The sequence below is a fragment of the Pyxidicoccus fallax genome (assembly GCF_012933655.1).
Taxonomy (GTDB): Bacteria; Myxococcota; Myxococcia; order Myxococcales; family Myxococcaceae; genus Myxococcus; species Myxococcus fallax.
This window is the reverse complement of the sequence record NZ_JABBJJ010000092.1, coordinates 1-17,700: the sequence shown is the minus strand read 5'-3', so window position 1 is coordinate 17,700 and position 17,700 is coordinate 1. Positions and strand designations below refer to the sequence as shown.

Below are 17,700 nucleotides of genomic sequence, written 5' to 3'. Positions count from 1 at the left end.
ATGCCAACGGCCCATCACGCCGCTCCCGAGGGGAAGGCCCGGCGCTCTCGGGACGGGAGCCCCGGTCCATCATGTCAATGACCACGGACTGACACGTCAAGACACCTCTGCCGTGTCAGACGGCCGCTCGCGTAGAATGACGGGAGTCCTTTCGAGAGGAGCCCGTCATCCGTCCCTTCCGTCTTGCCGAGAACCGCCTCGCCGTGCCGGGAATCATCGGCGTGCGCTCTCCCAGCAGCCTGTCCTTCGGGAAGAGGGTGCACGTGCTCCTCGGCCCCGACGCGGGCTTTCCCGAGACGCATCCGCTGGTGGAGTGGAAGACCGACGTGGCCCTGGTCGATGCACGCACCATTCCGCCCGAGCTGCGGAGGCAGGCCGACCTCCGGCTCCCCGAGGAAGAGCGCGCCGAGTTCGAGGTGTACCTCTGGGAGATGGCGGAGCAGAACGCCGAGTTCATGCCCAACACGCGCGAACTCGAGGCCCTGGACCTCGACCAGCTCGCGAGGCTGACGTCCCTGGATGCGCAGACGCGCCACTTCCTCGAAAGCCATGGGCTGGCGTACTGGCTGGCCGGCTACACGCGGCAGTCGGACACGCTCTGGGTCCACCGCGAGGGAGGCGCCGCCCCGTTCAAGGCCTGGGTCAGCCTGCGGGACGCGGTGCGAGAAGACGCGGCCCCGGGAGCGCCGGGCTGGCTGTCACCGGAGACCTGGTCCGACCTGTGGCGTGTGCGCTGGGCGGACCGCGTGCTTCGCGCGCTGAGCGGCGGCGAGGTCACGGAGGCGGCGCTCCTGCTTGCCCACGCGCACAAGGGCCGGCAGCAGCTCCTCCCGGACGACATCGCCCAGGACGCCGCCGAGGTCGCGGCGCGCATGGCCGAAGGCGCGGACGAAGTCGAGCTTCCCCTCCACGGGCCCGCGCGGCGCGTGCGGCTGCCCGGCTTCACGATGACGGTCTGGGAGGTCTCCCCCCGCGACCTCAAGCCCGGCGAGTCGGCGCCCTCGCACGAGACCCACGTCCCCGCCGAGGACGCATGGGTGCTCGTGAACGACCCGGGCTGAGCCGCGAGTCGCGCTCACGCCCAGCCCGCGGAGCCTCGGTTTCGGAACAGGGTTCCACCGTCGAAGGTGCACCTCCCTTCCTCCAGCTGTTCCAGGTACCACTCGAAGAACTCCTGCAGCGATTCCCGGATGGGCGGGAGGGGCCCGTCGTGGCTCTCCCACTTGAACACCTGCCCGCGGGTTCCCTCGGGGCCTGGGGCCAGGTCCACGCAGTACAGGTTGCCTCCGCTGTCGCTGGCGAAGGGAACCCAGCCAGGGTGCCACCAGGTCCACTCCAGGGACTTGTCCGACTCGGGCAGCTCGTGAGGCGTGGCCTTCTCGAAGGCGCCTTGCTTCCGGAGCTCCGCCAACCCCTTCCACGCCGACAGGATGCGGTCCACGGTCATCCCGGAGTATTCGAAGATGCCCGCGTCTCCGGGCGGATTCGGGCCGCCACCTCCGAAGCGCAGCAGGAAGGCACGGAGGTCCAGGGGCAACCCGGTCCCGAGGGCCTGCTCCAGGGCAGCGAGCTGCTGTGGTGTCGCGCGCTGGGCCTTCCTCAAGTCCTCGGCGTACGGCGCGCAGTGCTCCGCGTACCACGCCTCGATGCGCGTCCAGACCTCCGTCATCCGCGCGGTCGCCGTCTCCTCCAGCGAGGGACTTCCTGCCGCGAGCAGGCGCTTCACCACCGCGTGCTGGCCATGCGCCTGCGCGGTGTCGATGGCGTGATACCCGCTCGACCTCGGGGTCTTCACGTCCGCTCCGGCCGCGAGCAGCAGCTCGATGATGGAGAGGTCCGGAAAGCTGGCGGCTCGGTGGAGCGGGGGCCAACCGGCCGCGTTGGGGGTGTTCGGATTCGCTCCCGCGCGGAGGAGCAGCTCCACCATGGCCGCGGAGGGCTCGCCCGGGAGCTCGTTCTTGTCCAGCGCCAGCGTCAGCAAGGTGTTGCCCAGGTCGTCATCGCACTGATGATTGACGTTGGCGCCGCCGGCAATCAGCCGCTCCGCCACCTCGAACTTCCCGGACAGGACGGCATACATCAGCGGTGACATCCCGAGCGCGTCGACCGCATCCACCTCCGCGCCCGCGCCCAGCAGCAACCGCACGAGCTCGAGTTGCTTTTGGGCGGCCGCCAGCAGCAGCACGGGCGCATCGTCACTGCTACGGGAGTTGGGATTGGCGCCGGCGGCCAGCAGCTTCGCCACCGCCTCTGCGTCCGTATCTTCGATGGCGGCGACCAGGTCCGCGTTCAGCTTCGACGCCTTCTCGTCTGACATGGAATGCTCCCGGAAGTCCGTGCCCCCTGGAGCATATGGGCAACGGCAGTAATCACACTACAAGAGTGGCAGTCGAGCCGGGCACACGCTACCGTGGCAGGGCAGGGCACGACCCCATGTCATGAAAGGCCCGGCGTCTTCGTCCTGTCCGACCACGGAGGAGCCAGCCCGATGGGAAGCACCGCATCCGCAGATGAGTGAGCCGCGGCGACACGTCCACCGTTGCCGCGGCCATCTGCCCCAGCTCATCCCAGTACCCGTGGAGAGGCAGAGCGCCGCCAGATGTTCCTCATTTGTGCGGATGAAATCGTGCCTGACTCGAAAACCCTGTCGTGGAATCACTCCGTGCCAGCAGCGCTGTTGCTGATGGCTCCCTTCGACCTCCTGGCCTCGCTGGCCATGGACATCTACCTCCCCGTGGTTCCGGCCATGCCCGGAATCCTCAACACGTCTCCCACCCTCATCCAGCTCACGCTGAGCCTGTACATGGCGGTGCTCGGGCTCGGGCAGATGGTGTTCGGCCCGGTTTCGGACCGCATCGGCCGGCGCCGGGTCTTGCTGGGAGGCTCGCTGTTGTTCGCGGCCGCCTCGTTCCTGCTCGCGGGCACCTCCGATGCCGCGATGTTCGTCGGCCTCCGGCTCCTACAGGCCATGGGGGCATCCGCGGCCCTCGTCGCCACGTTCGCGACCGTCCGTGATGTCTATGCGGAGCGGCCCGAGAGCGCGGTCATCTACAGTCTGTTCAGCGCCATGCTGGCCTTCGTTCCCGCGCTCGGTCCCATCGCGGGAGCCCTCCTCGCGAGACACTTCGGATGGCGAGCCATCTTCCTCACGCTCGGCATCCTGGCGACGGCGGCGCTGCTGAATGCCCTGCCACGGTGGCATGAAACGCGCCCGTCCGGCGGACCTCACCGCGGGGTGGCGTTCCGGCCCATCCTGCGCAGCGCCGCGTTCTGGACGTACACCCTGGGCTTCAGCGCGGCCATGGGCGCCTTCTTCGTGTTCTTCTCCACGGCGCCCCGGGTCCTCATCGGACAGGCCGGCTTCTCGGAGCTGGGGTTCAGCCTCGCCTTCGCCACCGCCGCGCTCGCGATGATTCTGACGACACGCTTCGCGAAGCGCTTCGTCACCAGCTGGGGGCTCGCGGGGAGCCTCACCCGGGGCATGCTCCTGTTGTTGCTGGGCGCGGCGTTGCTGACAGCGGGGCAGCTCCTCGCGGCCCCGTCCTTCTGGACGTTCGTCGTGCCGATGTGGGTCATCGCGGCCGGCATCGTGTTCGCCGCCTCCGTCACAGCCAATGGCGCACTTCAGGCCTTCGGCACCGTGGCGGGAACGGCGGTCGCGCTCTACTTCTGCATCCAGAGCCTCATCGTCGGCGTCCTGGGCACGCTGATGGTCGTCCTCCTCGACGGCGACACCGCGTGGCCGCTGGTGGGCTACGCCTCGCTCATGGCGCTGGTGACGTTGACCGCCCTGCGGCAACTCCGACGCCGTCAGCGCGCCTGACAGGTCACGGAATGGTGACAATGGCGGCCACGCAGCCCCGCTGGCTGCCATTGGCATCTCCATACGCTGCCGCTTCCTTTGTCCGAGGTTTTCTTCTGACCTCGGACAAACACACTTGCATTGCATTCCGGGTCAGTCGGCAAGACTTCGTTCGGAGTCAGGCAAAACATTCCTTTCCAGCTTAAACGGATTCAAACATTGACACTCGGATTTCGATGCTCGCAATGTCAGCACGTCGCCGAGGCAGGCGACAGGGAGTGCGCGAGCGCGCCGCGGGCAGCTCCGCGGCGCGTCCGGCGCACATCGATGCCATCGCGTCCACGACGTACCTTGCAAGGGGTCGCACCATGCCGAGCTCGAAGCAACTCTCGTCCCGCATCCATCCCGCCCGCCGAGCCTGGCCGGCGCTCGCCGCCCTCGCCCTGGCCGCCATCTCGCCGGCGGCCCAGGCCGACTCGGCCGTCTACGGCGGAGGCCCGTTCTATTCCGGCGGCACCGCGGTGATGAACGACCTGCGCGCCTCCGGCTTCACCACCGTCATCCTGTGGAGCTTCCACATCGAGGACAACGGCGACCTCGTCTACAACGACATCCCGGTGGTCAGGAACGGCGCCTACATCGGTGACCCGGCCTGGCCGACGCGGCTGGCCACGCTCAAGACGGCGCCGACCTCGGTCAATCGCATCGAGGTGTCGATTGGCGCCTGGAGCGTTCCCGATTTCGAGCGCATGGCCCGGCTGGTCAACGGCACCGCCGCCGGCTGCGGCAGCACCATCGTCTGCGGCACCGGCACCAACAGCATCCTGTACCGCAACTTCCAGGCGCTGAAGGCCGCCACCGGCGCGGACGCGGTCAACTTCGACGACGAGAGCGCCTACGACCTCGCCCCGACCACCCAGTTCGGGCAGATGCTGATTGGCCAGGGTTACAAGATCACCTTCGCGCCCTACACCAATCAGACCTTCTGGAGGAACCTCAAGAACAACCTCGGCAGCGCGGTCGATACCATCTACCTCCAGGTGTACGACGGAGGCGCCGGCAACAATCCGGCGAGCTGGAACACCGCGATGGGAATGACGGTCGACCCGGGCCTGTGGTCACGCCACGGCACCAACTGCGGCAGCGGCGACAGTCCGGCCACCGTGCAGAACAAGATGACCAACTGGAAGAGCACCGCCGGCATCTCCGGCGGCTTCATGTGGCTGTACGACGACATCCAGAGGTGCTGGTCCCAGGGCACGACCGCCCAGTACGCGGCGGCCATCAACACCGCGGTCAGCGGGAACACCCCGCCGGTGGCCAGGTTCGGCGTCAACGTGAGCGGACTGACCGCGACCTTCTCCGACTCCTCCACCGACAGCGACGGCAGCATCACCTCGCGCAGCTGGAGCTTCGGTGACGGCAGCGGCTCGACCGCCACCAACCCCAGCCGGACCTACGCCAGCGCCGGCAACTACAACGTCAGCCTGACGGTGACGGACAACGGCGGCGCCAGCCACACCCGGACCGAGGTCGTCTCGGTGGGTGCCGGCAACATCAACCTGGCGCTCAACAAGCCGGCGACCGGCTCCACCGCCTGCAACAGCAACGAAGCGCCGGCCAAGGCGGTCAACGGCAGCGTCTCCGGCGGCAACAGCGACAAGTTCTGCTCGTTGACCTCTCCGGCCTGGCTGGATGTCGATCTCGGCTCGCTGCAGACGGTCAGCAGCTTCGTCGTCAAGCATGCCGGCGCGGGCGGCGAGACGACCACCTGGAACACCCAGGCCTTCACCATCCAGACCTCCACCAACGGCACCAGCTGGAGCACCGCGGTGACGGTGACCAACAACACCGCCAATACCTCGCTCCACTCCATCAGCCCCACGTCGGCGCGCTACGTCAGGCTCCACGTGACGTACCCGACCCAGGACTACAGCCCGGGGATGCGCATCTACGAGTTCGAGGTGCGCTGAGCCCCGAGGCACTTCGCGCTCGGTGAATCCCGTGGGCTCCCGTCCCGTGACTTCGCGCACGGTGGGGCCCACGGGGCGGTGTGCATTAGACTCCGCCGCGACCGCCTTGTGCCGGGGAACCTCTCGTGCGTCCTGCCTTGCTCTGCCTCCTGCTGTGTCCCGTCCTCCTGGCCGCCACGCCTCGCGCGGAGCCGTATTCCTTCCAGGGCGTGGAGCGCGTCGTCGCGGTGGGAGATGTCCACGGCGACGTGGGAGCGCTGCGCGACGTGCTGAAGATGGCCGGGCTCCTGGACGCCCAGGACCGCTGGGTGGGCGGCAAGACGCACCTGGTGCAGACGGGAGACATCCCGGACCGGGGTGAGCAGACGCGCGAGGCCTACGAGCTGCTCATGCGCCTGGAGGTCGAGGCGCGCAAGGCAGGGGGCCGGGTCCACGCCCTGCTGGGAAATCACGAGGTGATGAACCTGGTGGGGGACCTGCGCTACGTCAGCCCGGGCGAGCTGGCCTCGTTCGCGGACCAGAGTCCCACGCCGGACGCGCCGGGCACGCCCAAGGGAGCGCGGGGACATCAGGCGGCACATGGGCCCGAGGGACGCTATGGCCGCTGGCTTCGCACGCACGCCGCCGTCGTGCGCATCAACGACACGCTCTTCGTGCACGGGGGCATTGCCCCGGACCTGCCGGTGACGACGCTGGAGGAGCTCAACCGCTGGGTGCTACAGGACGTGACGCCGGGCCAGCCTCCCGGAGGGGCCTCGGCCCGGAACGGACCGCTGTGGTTCCGAGGCTACGCGCTGGATGACGAAGCGACGTGGGACGCGGGGCTCACGAAGGTGCTGGGCCAGCTGGGCGCGAAGCGGATGGTGATGGGGCACACGACGACGCAGGACGGCCGCATCCGCATGCGCTTCGGGGGGAGGGTGCTGTTCATCGACACGGGCCTGAGCACCGGGTACGGCCGCCACCTGGCGGCGCTGGAGCTTCGGGGCGACAAGCTCACGGCCCTGTATCCCGAGGGCCGCGTGCCCCTGCTCATCCCGAAGGCCCGCGCGCCGAGCGTCTCCGTCCAGTCTCCCGAGCCCGCCGCGGCGCCGCGGCCCGCCTCGCGTGGGGCGAAGCCCCGCTGACGGCCTCTCAGCGCCGCTGCCACGCCATGACGGCCTCCAGCTCCGGACGGGCCATGAGGCCCAGCGCCTGGAAGCGGCTCCGGGCCTCCTCGGCCATGGCGGCCGAGCGGGCAGGGTCCGGAGGCTTCAGCGCCCGGAGCGTCCTGGCGAGGACGAAGGTGTGCCACGCCGTCTCCATGCCCTCGAAGGAGGAGGTGCCCAGGCGGGCGCGGACGCGCTCGGCAAGCGGCAGGGCCTTGTCCGGCTCGCCCAGCAGGAGCCAGGCCTCGGCGATGCAGCCCTCGGCCTTGGCGGTCGCCACCGTGCCCAGGCCCTGGATGCGCTGGTGCAGCTCCAGGGCACGCTGGCAGCGCGCGAGCGCCTGCCGTGGCGCGCCCGTGCGCAGGTCCACCGTCCCCAGCCGCCAGAGCGCATCCCCCACCAGGCCGCTGTCGGCGCCCTCGGTCTTCTCCGCGAGGGCCTGCAACCGGAGGAGGTCGCGCCGCGCGTCCTCGAAGCGTCCCATCCGTAGATAGGTCGTGGAGCGGTACCACAGCACCACCCCGATGCGCGGCGAGTCCGCCCCCAGGGTGCGCTCGAAGCGGGCCAGGGCCTCGCGGTAGCGCCCGAGGGCGTCCTCGACGCGGTCCGCGTCGCCGAGGAGCAGCGCCAGGCCCGTCAGCGCATGGGCCGACTGGGGGTGGTCCGGGCCTTGCGCCTGCTCGGCGAGGTCGAGCGCCCGCTTCTGGAGCGCCGTCGCCTCTTCAATCCGGCCCAGGGCCCGCAGCTGCATGGCCAGGTTGCAGAGCAGGGGCGAGAGTGTGTACTCCGGGAATCCGGAAGCCTCGTGGATGGCGATGGCCCGGCGCTGGATGGCGATGGCCTCGTCCGCCCTGCCCATGAATTCATAGATGGCGGCGAGGTTGTTGAGGTCGGAGATGAGGTCCGGGTGGCCCTTTCCCAGTTGGTTCTCGCGCAGCGCGAGCGTCTGGAGCTGCAGCTCCATCGCCTCCGGGTACTTCCGCAGGCGGTAGCGGGCCTTGCTGAGCACGGAGAGGAAGTGGGACATCTGCAGGCTGTCCGGCGCGTAGACCCTGCGCGCAATCTCCAGCCCCCGCGTGATTTCCGCCTCCGCCTCGACGTACTTCCCCTGCTCCAGCAGCACCGCCGTCAGCCGCAGGTGCAGGACCGCGGCGATCTCCGGGAAGCGCTCGCGCCCCAGGCGGTCCACGGCGGCCTGGGCGTGCTGGACGATGCGTTCCACGTCCGCGCTGCGCGCCAGCCGCACGCCCACCACGAAGAGGAGGTAGTTCCACGCGCGCGCCACCGTCTCGTCGTCGCGCGCGGCTTCGGCGACGAAGATGGCCTTGTAGAGGGTGTCCTCCGCCTCCTTCGGCTTGCCGTTCTCCGCCTGGAGCTCGCCGTGGGCGAGCAGCGCCTCCGCTTCGAGCGGTTTGTAGTCCAGGTCCTGGATGTCCTTCAGAAGGGAGGAGGTCAGCCGGAGTCCGTCGGCGATCCGCCCCCCCAGGCGCATGGCCCGGGTGTCCGCCAGGATGCGCCGGGCCGCGTCCACGCGGGGACGGAGCGCGTCCGGCGGCTGCGGGCGGGTGGACAGCTCCGGAGCATCCCGGCAGGACCCCAGCCCCTCGAGCGATGACGTGAGCCGCCCCGCGTTGCGCACCGTCCGCGCATCCGCCTTCTTCAGCACGTCCGTGACGGCGGAGAGCTGCCACAGCCGGGCGTCGAGACAGGCGGCCGTCTGCCACGCGTTGCTCTCGGGCTGCTCGTGGGACATGACACAGGCCTCGGTGCGCAGCGTGCGCCACTGCGAGGCGTGCGCGTCCAGCATCCCGGCCACCTTGTCCCAGGCCTCGGCCGCGGCCGGCACGCCCGTGGCGAGGAAGGCCGCGCGCACCTGCTCCCGCCGCTCGCGCCCCCACACCCCCTCGAGCTTCTCCGTTTCCCGAGCGCAGCGCGCCTCGGTCCGGTGCGCCAGGTGCCAGACCGCCGCGGCGCCCAGCAGGCTCGCCGCACCGGCCAGCGCCGCCACCCGCGCCCACACACGCCGGGGCGGAGGCACCAACGCCGCCAGCAGCGGCTCCATGGAAGGGTAGCGCTCCTCGGGACGTGGCCTCAGTCCGCGCAGCACCGCGCGCCGCACCCAGGCGGGCACCTTCGTGCCAGGGGCCGCCGGACGCACGCGGCCCTCCAGCGCGGCGCGGGCCAGCTCCTCCAGGCTGCCGCCCTCGAAGGGGCGCACGCCGTAGAGGGCTTCGTGCAACGCGACGCAGAAGCTGAACTGGTCCGACAGCGCGTCCGCCCTCTGCCCGGTGAGCAGCTCCGGAGCCATGTACGCGGGCGTGCCCAGCAGCGCCCCGGTTCGCGTGAGGGGCGGGCTGGCCTTGGAGGACGTGAGCGGGTCCGGCACCCTTCGAGGCGTGGCGCCCGGCTCCCGGTTGAGGGGCCGCGCCATGCCGAAGTCCGTCACGCGCGCGCGTCCGTCCCTGCCGACGAGGACGTTGGCGGGCTTGAAGTCGCGGTGCACGAGGCCCGCCGCGTGCGCCGCCGCGAGCCCCCTCCCGGCGTCGGTGCAGACGCGCAGCACCTCCTGCCACGTGCGCGGCGTCTTCAGCCACTCCGCCAGCGTGACGCCCTCCACCAGCTCCATGGCCAGGAAGACGCAGTCGCCATGCGTGCCCACGTCGAAGACGGAGACGACGTTGGCGTGGGACAGGCGCGCCAGGGCCTGGGCCTCCAGCACCAGCCGCAGCCGCAGCTCCTCCACCTGCCGGCCCTCGGGACGCAGCACCTTGAGGGCCACCTGGCGGTCCAGCTCCGGGTCATAGGCGGCGTACACCACGCCCATGGCTCCGGCGCCGATGCGCTCCAGCACCACGTAGCGGGCCAGCGTGGCACCACGCTCCAGGGGCGTGGGGGCCGGCCAGGAGGACACGTCCGACTGGGAGAAGACGGAGTCGTCACGGGCCGCCGCCAACGCACGCTGGCAGTTCGCACAGCCCTCGACGTGCGCCATGACGGCGCTTCGCTGCTCCCGCGGAAGCGCCCCCGCCAGCAGGTCACTCAGCGTCGTCTCGTCCGGGCACACTGTCATACCGTGGCAGGTGTATCAGGAGTAGACACGACGCCCACGAGCAGTTCCAAGCCTCGCCGCATTCGCTGAACTTTTCCTCCTGAAGTGCCACGGCCCCTTGCCGCCGCACCTTCAAGTACGTGCTCGGCCGGATTTATTGCCGGTCGAGTCAGAACTCGTACCGCACGCCGAGGCGCACCTGGCGCGGTGCCTGGTAGCGCACGGGCTCGAGGGCCGTGTCGCGCTGCTCCACCTGTGCGGGCTCCTGCGCATTGAGGACGTTGAACACGTCGAGCCGGAACGCCACGTCCTGCTCCTTGCGCACCGCGTACCGCGCGCCGAGGTAGACATCGAACGAGTGCACCCACGGCGTGCGCTCTCCGGACTCCAGCAGCAGGCCCGACGCGCCCAGGTACGAAGCGCCCACATCGGCCCGCCACTTGCGGAGCCGGTCGAGGTCGAACTGCCGGGCCCCGAGGATGCGAAGGACATGGGGCCGGTCCAGCGGCAGCCGCTGTCTCGGCGTGAGCCCGTCCCATGCCGAGAAGGGGCTCACGTAGTTGCCCGTCAGCTTCGACCACGTGTAGCTCGCCTGTCCCACCCAGCGGTTCCGGTAGGGGATACGCAGCTCCATCGTCACCGCATCCTGGTTGCGCACCGCGCGCGGAGAATCCGAAGCAAGCCCGGAGCCGGGATTGCCGAGCACCACACCGCCCCCGTCGGCCCGGGGCACGAGCGCGAGCCCGTTCTCCAGCCTCCGGTGCGTGTACGTCGCGCCCAGCACCACGTTTCTCAGGACCTCGTATTCGAGCCCCGCGACGACTTCGCGAGAGGACAGGGGCTCCAGGTCCGGGTCCACCGTCACGTCCTCCGTGGGAGCCGGAGCATCCAGGAGCCCCAACGGAATCAGTCCCTGGAACTTCCCGTAGTGGGCGAACACCTTCATCCGGCCGTTGCCCCACGGGTCGACGATGAGGCCCACGCGAGGCGAAAGCCGAGCGCGGGTGATGGGGTCCTGGCCCGCCTCCTCGATGCGCTGCACGTCGTAGCGGGCACCGACATTCAAGGTGAGGCGATTGCCGAAGAACGCGCTGTCCTGCACGTAGCCGCTGAAGACCTGGCCGGGAGTCTTCGCGCCGGGCCGCTCATGGACGAGCCATTCCGAGTCCACGCCCGCCTCCATCACGTGCGTGACCGGCCAATACGCCAACCACGTGGCCCTGGCATGGACCTGGTAGCGGTCCACCGTGCGCTCCTCACCCGCCCGGGGCGTCACCTGCTGGGACAGCCAGCCCGCGTTGACGTTGACCAGCAGCTTCTTGTCCTTGAAGGCGCCGTCGTAGCGGAGCGAGGTCCGCGTCGCATCCGTGCTTCCTCCCTCTTGCGACGAAGGCGCGGTGATGAGCGACAGCGCCACGTGGTGGTCGATGTTGATGAGGTACGTCAGCTTCCCCAGGGCCTGGAGGCTGCGCGCATCGTCGAAGCTCCGGGGAAGGCCCCCATCGGAGTCCGGAACCTGGCGCGTCCGCGCCACCCGGCTCAGCGCCGGAGTGACTCCCGCGAAGAACCAGAGCTTGTCCTCGAGCAACGGTCCGCCCAGGGTGGCACCGAAGTCTCCCTGGTGCCTGAGCGCCTCCTGACTCCCGAGCCCCGTGCTCGCGCGGCGTCCCTCCAGCAGCCCCGGCGTCCAGAAGGCGAAGACGGAGCCATGCATTTCATTGGAGCCGGACCGTGTCATCGCCTCCAGCTGCCCACCCGTGGCGCGGCCGTACTCCGCCGGGTATCCCCCCGTCGCCAGCTCCGGGGCCTGAATCAGCTCCGTGCTCGGGGAGAGGGCATCGACTCCCAGCACCGCGTCACGGACGGACAGGTCATCCAGCCGGTACTCGTTCTCGAAGACGGAAGCACCGTGGATGGAAAGGCCTCCCGCCACGTCCAGGACTCCGGGGACGAGCGGCGCGAGGTCTTCGCCCGTGCGCACCGCGTCGAGCGAGCCGGAGCTCCTGCCCAACACCCGGTAGAGCATGTACTCGAGGTCGAGGTCGCGTCCCGTCGTCGTGCTGCCGATGTCGATGGTCGGCGGGCCGCACGCGAGGTCATGGATGCCGTCCTCCAAGGACTCCGCGACCAGCGACACATCGAGCTTCGTGGAGTGTCCCTCCTTCAACGGCACGTCGGCTCGCGCATAGGGCCGGAACATTTCCTTCTCGAACCGCACGGTGTACGACCCGGGAGGCAGGTCGGGAACCCGGTACCTTCCCTGGGCGTCCGTCACCACGGTCAGCTCCCCTCGCAGTAACGGCGAGGTCACCGTGATGACGACGTCGGCCACGGTGGCTCCCGTCCCGGCCTCCTTCACCGTCCCGAAGATGACCCCACGCGCCTCGGCTCCAGCCGCGGAGAGCGCCAGACACGCCGCGAGGACACCCACGGCCCGCAGCCACCCCTTCACGCACATGCTCGAATCCCTTCCACGGGACGCGAGCGTGCCTCCGCGCGAGGGGCACGTTCCTCATCGTTCCATCATGGTTGCCGCACGAAACCCGCAAGCCCGCCGCGCGTGGGCGGGAAGGCCGATGACTGGGAACAGGAAGAGAGGCGGGGTCTGCGCGAGCTGGCACGTCCGTCAGACACGGGGGATGTAGCCGGCCACCGCATCCTTCAGGCGCGCACGCGTGATGCGCTGGTTGTTGAAATAGAAGGGGTCCGGCTGGTCCCTCCCACTGAGGGACTCATCGCTCTGCCGGGAGAGCCAGTCGACGAAGGATTCGCGGTCCTGGAACACGGCGATGCCCTCTTGCGGCGCGCCGTTCTCCTCGAACTCGGGGACGCCGTAGTACACGTGGTCGTAGATGAACTTCTTTCCCCGCTTGAAGAGCCCTACGCCGCAATAGTCGATGTGGTCGTAGCAGATGCCATGACACCGGCCCAGCGTGTCCGCGACCTTGTTCGCGAGCCTCCGACCGTAGGGCCTGCTGCGCCACAAGGCCCACAACCCTCGCCAGATGCTCACGCGCGCGCCCCCTTCGCGAAAGGGTGCTCATGTTACTCCAGAGTCACGCCTCCCACCCGACGTGACGCGAGTCGCCACCTCGCGAACTGGGGTACAAGGAACGTCCCATGCCCTCCAGCCTCTTCTTCGTTCGCCTCATCCCGAACCGTCCCGACTTCGCCATGTCCATGACCGCCGACGAGCAGGCCACGATGCGCGCGCATGGCGAGTTCCTCCAGAGCCAGCTCGCGGCCGGCACGCTCGTCGTGGCGGGTCCGGTGCTCGACCCCTCGGGCGTCTTCGGGATGGCCGTGTTCGAGGCGGAGTCCGTGGACGCGCTGCGCCCCGTGCTGGAGGGAGACCCCGCCAAGGTCATCGGGCGCTACGAAATCACCCCCATGGGCCCGAGCGCCTTCCGGCCGGCGCGTCCCTCGGGCGCCTGAGCCACCGTCATCCACCGCCGCGAGCGTCCATCGCCACGTCCCGCCGCGAGTGCGCGACCTCCGGCGATGACGCTCGCGCGGCGCGCACCTGCAGCACCATCGCGGTGATGGCCGTCACCGCCGCGCACACCCCGAGCACTCGCAGCTCGAGGAACACCTGGAAGCGCGCGCGGCCGAGCACCTCGTAGGCGAGCAGGCCCGTGAGCGTCGCCACAGCGGGGGCGAAGAGCGCGGCGGCCCACGTCGCGCGCGAGCGCAGTCGCAGCGCCGCCTCCACCAGCAGGTACGTCAGCGGCATGAGGCTCACGAGGTTGTTGCGCCACCCGAGTGGCGACAACACCGCCGTGCAGTAGAGCGCCACCGCGGTGAGCGCGCGCCGCGCCGCCGCGGGGTCCACCCTGGCCAGCGCCACGAGCAGCACGGCGAGCGTGCCCAAGAGCAGGGCGCCAAACCCCGCCGCCAGCAGCGTGTAGCGCGCGCCTTCCTCGGGCGAGAACACCCAGCACGCCATGCCAAAGACGCTCTGGTTCTGGTTGGCGCAAATCATCGGGCCCGTCGAGTTCGCGAGCATCGCGCGCCACGCCTGCAATTCCCCCCAGGCGCGCGCCGGTCCCAGCTGCAGCGCGGGGAGCGCCAGCAGCGCGAGCCCCGCGGCACCCGTGGCGACCACCCGCTTCCACTCACGTGCCAGCAGCGCCACGAGCCCGAGCAGCCCGAGCGGCGGCTTGAACACGCACGCGAGCGCGAGCACGGCCCCCGAGGCCAGCGGCCGCTTCGTGCGCAACGCCTCGCTCTCGAGCGCGAGCCACAGGAGCAACGAGTCGCAGTTGCCGTAGCGGAAGAGGTGCTTGAAGAACGGCACCCCCAGCGCCAGCACCAGCACGTGCGCCCACATGGGCAGGGGCCGCGACAGCTGCGAGGCCCACAGCAGATAGCCGCGCACCAGCATGGCCGCGGTGAGCAGCACCCACACCCAGCGCGCCACCCCCTGGGGCAACAGGGCGAACGGCGCGAAGACATACGCCGTCACGGGCGCATACTTGTACACCCAGGGGAGGTCCTCTGGCCGGTACAGCGCTTCCCCCGCGAGCGCGTGCGCCCCGGCGTCATAGAAGACACGCCAGTCCGCCTGCGTGTTGCTCGGGTTCAACGCGTGCAACGCGACCAGGAACACCACGGCCGACACCACGACGCCGGGACTCGCCCACCAACGCGCGTTCGGGTCGTGGGCGGGGAGTGCTGAGTTGTCGAGGCCAGAGGTGGTCACGGCCCAGGGCGTGCCACGGCCCAGGGGCTCGACACAAGCCCCGCGTCCGCGCTGGATGTGGCAGGGCCCGTGCGCCAGCCGGCGGTGTCATTCCAGCACCGCGATGCGATGCGCCAGCCGCGTCCGTGACTCCAGGCCCCCCGGCGCGTCAGGAAGAGGGGAGACCCGTGGAGGAAGCGGACTGGCGCGAAGGGCCGTGAAGGGCCGCCGAGGTGTGCCGTGCCGGAATGAAGCCCGGGCGGCCCGCGTCAGAGAGACGGCTGCTGCTCCCGCTGCAGCATGGCCTCCACCTGGCGCCGGAGGGCCTGCAATTGGTGGAGCTTCTCTCTCAGCTCCCCGCGCATCTCGCGACCGTCGGTGTGGAGGACCTCGTCGTGCAGTTCCTCGATGCTTTCGGCCAGGCAACCGTGGAGGAGATTGATTTGCTGCTGGGAGAGTTCCAGAACCATGGGACACCTCTGTGTCAGGAACAGCGGTGGCATTCCTCCCTCACACCCGAGGGAGCGGGTGCGAGCGCGCGCGTCTGGCCCGTGAGGGCCGATGCTCGATGCTCCTTCTCCTGAAACTGGCGCGTTGGCGGTCGCGGAGTAGGGACGAGCGTAACACGCGCTCGCCGGCCTCCCCGGGGGCCTGCCCTGCAATCCCTGACTGGGTGTTCTGTGCCCCACATGAGCGGCCTTGGCCGTTGCCGGGAGACGCGCGTCCGCGCCTGCGTCCGGCCGGGGCTCCGAAGCACCCCACGGCCCCTGGGGGCCGCGGGATGCCAGCTACCACACACGGCGCGGCACCTCGGGGCGAGGCACCGCACCGCGTGCAATGACTACCGCGTCGCGATGAGGGAGGCCACGAGCAGCGACACGACGCTCATGACCTTGATGAGGATGGCGACGCCAGGACCCGAGGTGTCCTTGAACGGGTCGCCCACCATGTCGCCGACGACGGCGGCCTTGTGGACGCTCGAGCCCTTCGCGTGGCCCGGCAGCTTGCCCTTCTCGATGAACTTCTTGGCGTTGTCCCACGCGCCACCCGCGTTGGCCATGTAGAGGGCCATCGTGGCGCCGACGACGAGCGAGCCAGCCAGCAGACCCGCCAGCGCGCCCGGCCCCAGCAGGTAGCCCACCAGCGGCGGGGCGACGACGGCGATGAGGCCCGGGAAGATCATCTCGCGCAGCGCGCCCTTGGTCGCGATGTCGACGATCTTCTTCGGGTCCGGATCCGCCTTGAGCTCCATCAGGCCCGGAATCTCGCGGAACTGGCGGCCAATCTCCTCGACGATGGCACCCGCCGCGCGGCCCACGGCGAGCATGGTCGAGGCGCCCACCAGGAACGGGAGGATGGAGCCCAGCAGCAGGCCCACGATGACGTTCGGGTCGGTCAGCAGCAGGGTCATCTCCGGCAGGCCGGCGGCGACGCGCGTGTGGTTGACCTCGAGGTTGAACGCCGAGAAGAGCGCGATGACGGTGAGCGTCGCCGAGCCGATGGCGAAGCCCTTGCCGATGGCCGCCGTGGTGTTGCCCACCGCGTCCAGCTCGTCGGTGATGGCGCGCACCTCGGGGCCCAGCCCCGACATCTCGGAGATGCCGCCCGCGTTGTCGGAAATGGGGCCGTAGGCGTCCACCGTCATCACGACGGCCGTGCCGCCCAGCATGCCCACGGCGGACAGCGCGATGCCGTACAGGCCGAGCGCCCGGTCCGCGATGTAGGCCACGATGGCGATGGTGGCCATCGAGATGCCCACGCTCTCCATGCCCACGGCGAGGCCGCGGATGAGGTTGGTGCCCGCGCCCGTGATGGAGGCCTCCGCGATGCGCTGCACCGGCTTGGCCGAGGTGTAGTAGTCCGTGACGAGGCCGATGATGGCGCCGCCGAAGGCACCCGCGGCCAGCGCCACCGTGATGGCCTGGGACAGGCCGAACATCTGCATCATCACGAACGACAGCCCCACCAGGATGACGGGGGGCATGATGAGGGCGCTGCGCAGCACCTGCGCGGGGTTCATGTGCTTGAGGGCGCGCGCGATGAAGATGCTCAGCACGCTCACCACCAGACCCACCGCGGTCAGCACGAGCGGGAGCACCACGCCCGCCACCTTCGCGTTCGCCGTCGACGAGGGGTCCGCCACGAGGCGGGAGAGCTCCGTGGCATTGGCGGTCAGCGCCATCGCCATCGCGGCGACGAGGGCGGCCACCATGGACTCGTAGATGTCGGCGCCCATGCCGGCCACGTCACCCACGTTGTCGCCCACGTTGTCGGCGATGACGCCGGGGTTGCGCGGGTCGTCCTCGGGGATGTTCTCGATGACCTTGCCGGCGATGTCGGAGCCCACGTCGGCGGCCTTGGTGTAGATGCCGCCGCCCACGCGCGCGAAGAGCGCGATGGAGCTGGCACCCACCGCGAAGGAGTGGAGGATGGGGGAGAGGTGCTCGCTTCCCTTGAACGCGTAGTAGACGCCGCCCATGCCGATCAGCCCCAGGCCGGCGACGGCGAGGCCCATCACGGCGCCGCCGTCGAGGGCGACCAGGAGCGCGTTCGGCTTCGAGCCGGTGCGCGCGGCCTGCGCGGTGCGCACGTTCGCGAAGGTCGCCGCCTTCATGCCGATGTAGCCCGCGAGCAGCGACAGGAACGCGCCCAGCACGAAGCTCGCGCTCGCAATCCACCCCAGCGCCAGACCGATGAGCACCGCGATGGCGGCGCAGTAGATCGCCAGCACCTTGTACTCGCGGACGAGGAACGCCATCGCGCCTTCGCGGATGTAGCCCGCGATGCGGTTCATCGTCGCGTCACCTTCGGGGAGTGACTTGACGCGGAAGTAGAAGAACGCAGCGAAGAGCAGCCCCACGGCGCCGATGACGCCGGGTGCGACTGCCCAGAAACTCGACTCGAGACTCGACAACTCCATCAAATCCTCCAGAGCAGTCCCGGGGGCCAGCCCTCTGGGTCGCTCGTGTGCCGCACAATTGCCCGGAGGGGCTATATGGGATTTCCGTGCAAGCTGGGAGTCCCCTCGGAACCTGCTGGGGAGGGGG

General features: G+C 69.8%; 12 protein-coding genes. 5 read left to right on the top strand and 7 right to left on the bottom strand.

What is annotated here, in order from left to right; genetic code table 11:
- The first annotated feature begins 203 nt into the window (after positions 1 to 203).
- Positions 204 to 1,061 (top strand): hypothetical protein, encoded by an 858-nt coding sequence (locus HG543_RS20590; protein WP_169346521.1) that lies wholly within the window; start codon positions 204 to 206, stop codon positions 1,059 to 1,061.
- A 14-nt stretch (positions 1,062 to 1,075) separates the two neighbouring features.
- Here the strand turns inward: HG543_RS20590 and HG543_RS20585 are convergent, their stop codons facing one another.
- Positions 1,076 to 2,317 (bottom strand): ankyrin repeat domain-containing protein, encoded by a 1,242-nt coding sequence (locus tag HG543_RS20585; protein ID WP_169346520.1) that lies wholly within the window; start codon positions 2,315 to 2,317, stop codon positions 1,076 to 1,078.
- A gap of 309 nt (positions 2,318 to 2,626) precedes the next feature.
- Here HG543_RS20585 and cml point away from each other — a divergent pair, with 309 nt between their 5' ends.
- From cml to HG543_RS20570, 3 genes are all read left to right on the top strand, one after another.
- Positions 2,627 to 3,823 carry a CmlA/FloR family chloramphenicol efflux MFS transporter gene (gene cml, locus HG543_RS20580; RefSeq protein WP_371876513.1) on the top strand — a complete coding sequence of 399 codons (1,197 nt, stop codon included), beginning with the start codon at positions 2,627 to 2,629 and terminating at the stop codon, positions 3,821 to 3,823.
- A 347-nt stretch (positions 3,824 to 4,170) separates the two neighbouring features.
- Positions 4,171 to 5,775 (top strand): PKD domain-containing protein, encoded by a 1,605-nt coding sequence (locus HG543_RS20575; protein ID WP_169346518.1) that lies wholly within the window; start codon positions 4,171 to 4,173, stop codon positions 5,773 to 5,775.
- A gap of 125 nt (positions 5,776 to 5,900) precedes the next feature.
- Positions 5,901 to 6,902: a metallophosphoesterase gene (locus tag HG543_RS20570; protein WP_169346517.1), complete on the top strand. Its 1,002-nt coding sequence runs from the start codon at positions 5,901 to 5,903 to the stop codon at positions 6,900 to 6,902.
- 7 nt (positions 6,903 to 6,909) lie between these two features.
- Here the strand turns inward: HG543_RS20570 and HG543_RS20565 are convergent, their stop codons facing one another.
- From HG543_RS20565 to HG543_RS20555, 3 genes are all read right to left on the bottom strand, one after another.
- Entirely contained in the window at positions 6,910 to 9,993 is a 3,084-nt protein-coding gene (locus HG543_RS20565) for a serine/threonine-protein kinase (protein ID WP_169346516.1), read from the bottom strand.
- A 148-nt stretch (positions 9,994 to 10,141) separates the two neighbouring features.
- Positions 10,142 to 12,424 (bottom strand): TonB-dependent receptor domain-containing protein, encoded by a 2,283-nt coding sequence (locus tag HG543_RS20560; RefSeq protein ID WP_169346515.1) that lies wholly within the window; start codon positions 12,422 to 12,424, stop codon positions 10,142 to 10,144.
- A 174-nt stretch (positions 12,425 to 12,598) separates the two neighbouring features.
- The gene (locus HG543_RS20555) at positions 12,599 to 12,985 is read right to left on the bottom strand and encodes a hypothetical protein (protein ID WP_169346514.1); all 387 of its coding nucleotides are present in this window, start codon (positions 12,983 to 12,985) and stop codon (positions 12,599 to 12,601) included.
- Between the two features lie 107 nt (positions 12,986 to 13,092).
- Between HG543_RS20555 and HG543_RS20550 the strand changes: the two genes are divergently transcribed.
- Positions 13,093 to 13,407, top strand: coding sequence for a YciI family protein (locus HG543_RS20550; protein ID WP_169346513.1), 315 nt, complete (start codon positions 13,093 to 13,095; stop codon positions 13,405 to 13,407).
- Between the two features lie 7 nt (positions 13,408 to 13,414).
- Here HG543_RS20550 and HG543_RS20545 read toward each other — a convergent pair whose 3' ends face one another.
- From HG543_RS20545 to HG543_RS20535, 3 genes are all read right to left on the bottom strand, one after another.
- Positions 13,415 to 14,584, bottom strand: coding sequence for a glycosyltransferase 87 family protein (locus HG543_RS20545; RefSeq protein WP_169346512.1), 1,170 nt, complete (start codon positions 14,582 to 14,584; stop codon positions 13,415 to 13,417).
- A 338-nt stretch (positions 14,585 to 14,922) separates the two neighbouring features.
- Positions 14,923 to 15,123, bottom strand: a complete 201-nt coding sequence (locus tag HG543_RS20540) for a hypothetical protein (protein ID WP_169346511.1) — start codon at positions 15,121 to 15,123, stop codon at positions 14,923 to 14,925.
- Positions 15,124 to 15,494: 371 nt separating this feature from the next.
- Positions 15,495 to 17,573 (bottom strand): sodium-translocating pyrophosphatase, encoded by a 2,079-nt coding sequence (locus HG543_RS20535; protein ID WP_169346510.1) that lies wholly within the window; start codon positions 17,571 to 17,573, stop codon positions 15,495 to 15,497.
- Between the last annotated feature and the right edge of the window lie 127 nt (positions 17,574 to 17,700).

Coding starts and splice junctions, on each gene's coding strand:
- HG543_RS20535 (WP_169346510.1), bottom strand. CDS start 17,573: ATGGAGTTGTCGAGTCTCGAGTCGAGTTTCTGGGCAGTCGCACCCGGC.
- HG543_RS20540 (WP_169346511.1), bottom strand. CDS start 15,123: ATGGTTCTGGAACTCTCCCAGCAGCAAATCAATCTCCTCCACGGTTGC.
- HG543_RS20575 (WP_169346518.1), top strand. CDS start 4,171: ATGCCGAGCTCGAAGCAACTCTCGTCCCGCATCCATCCCGCCCGCCGA.
- HG543_RS20565 (WP_169346516.1), bottom strand. CDS start 9,993: ATGACAGTGTGCCCGGACGAGACGACGCTGAGTGACCTGCTGGCGGGG.
- HG543_RS20550 (WP_169346513.1), top strand. CDS start 13,093: ATGCCCTCCAGCCTCTTCTTCGTTCGCCTCATCCCGAACCGTCCCGAC.
- HG543_RS20585 (WP_169346520.1), bottom strand. CDS start 2,317: ATGTCAGACGAGAAGGCGTCGAAGCTGAACGCGGACCTGGTCGCCGCC.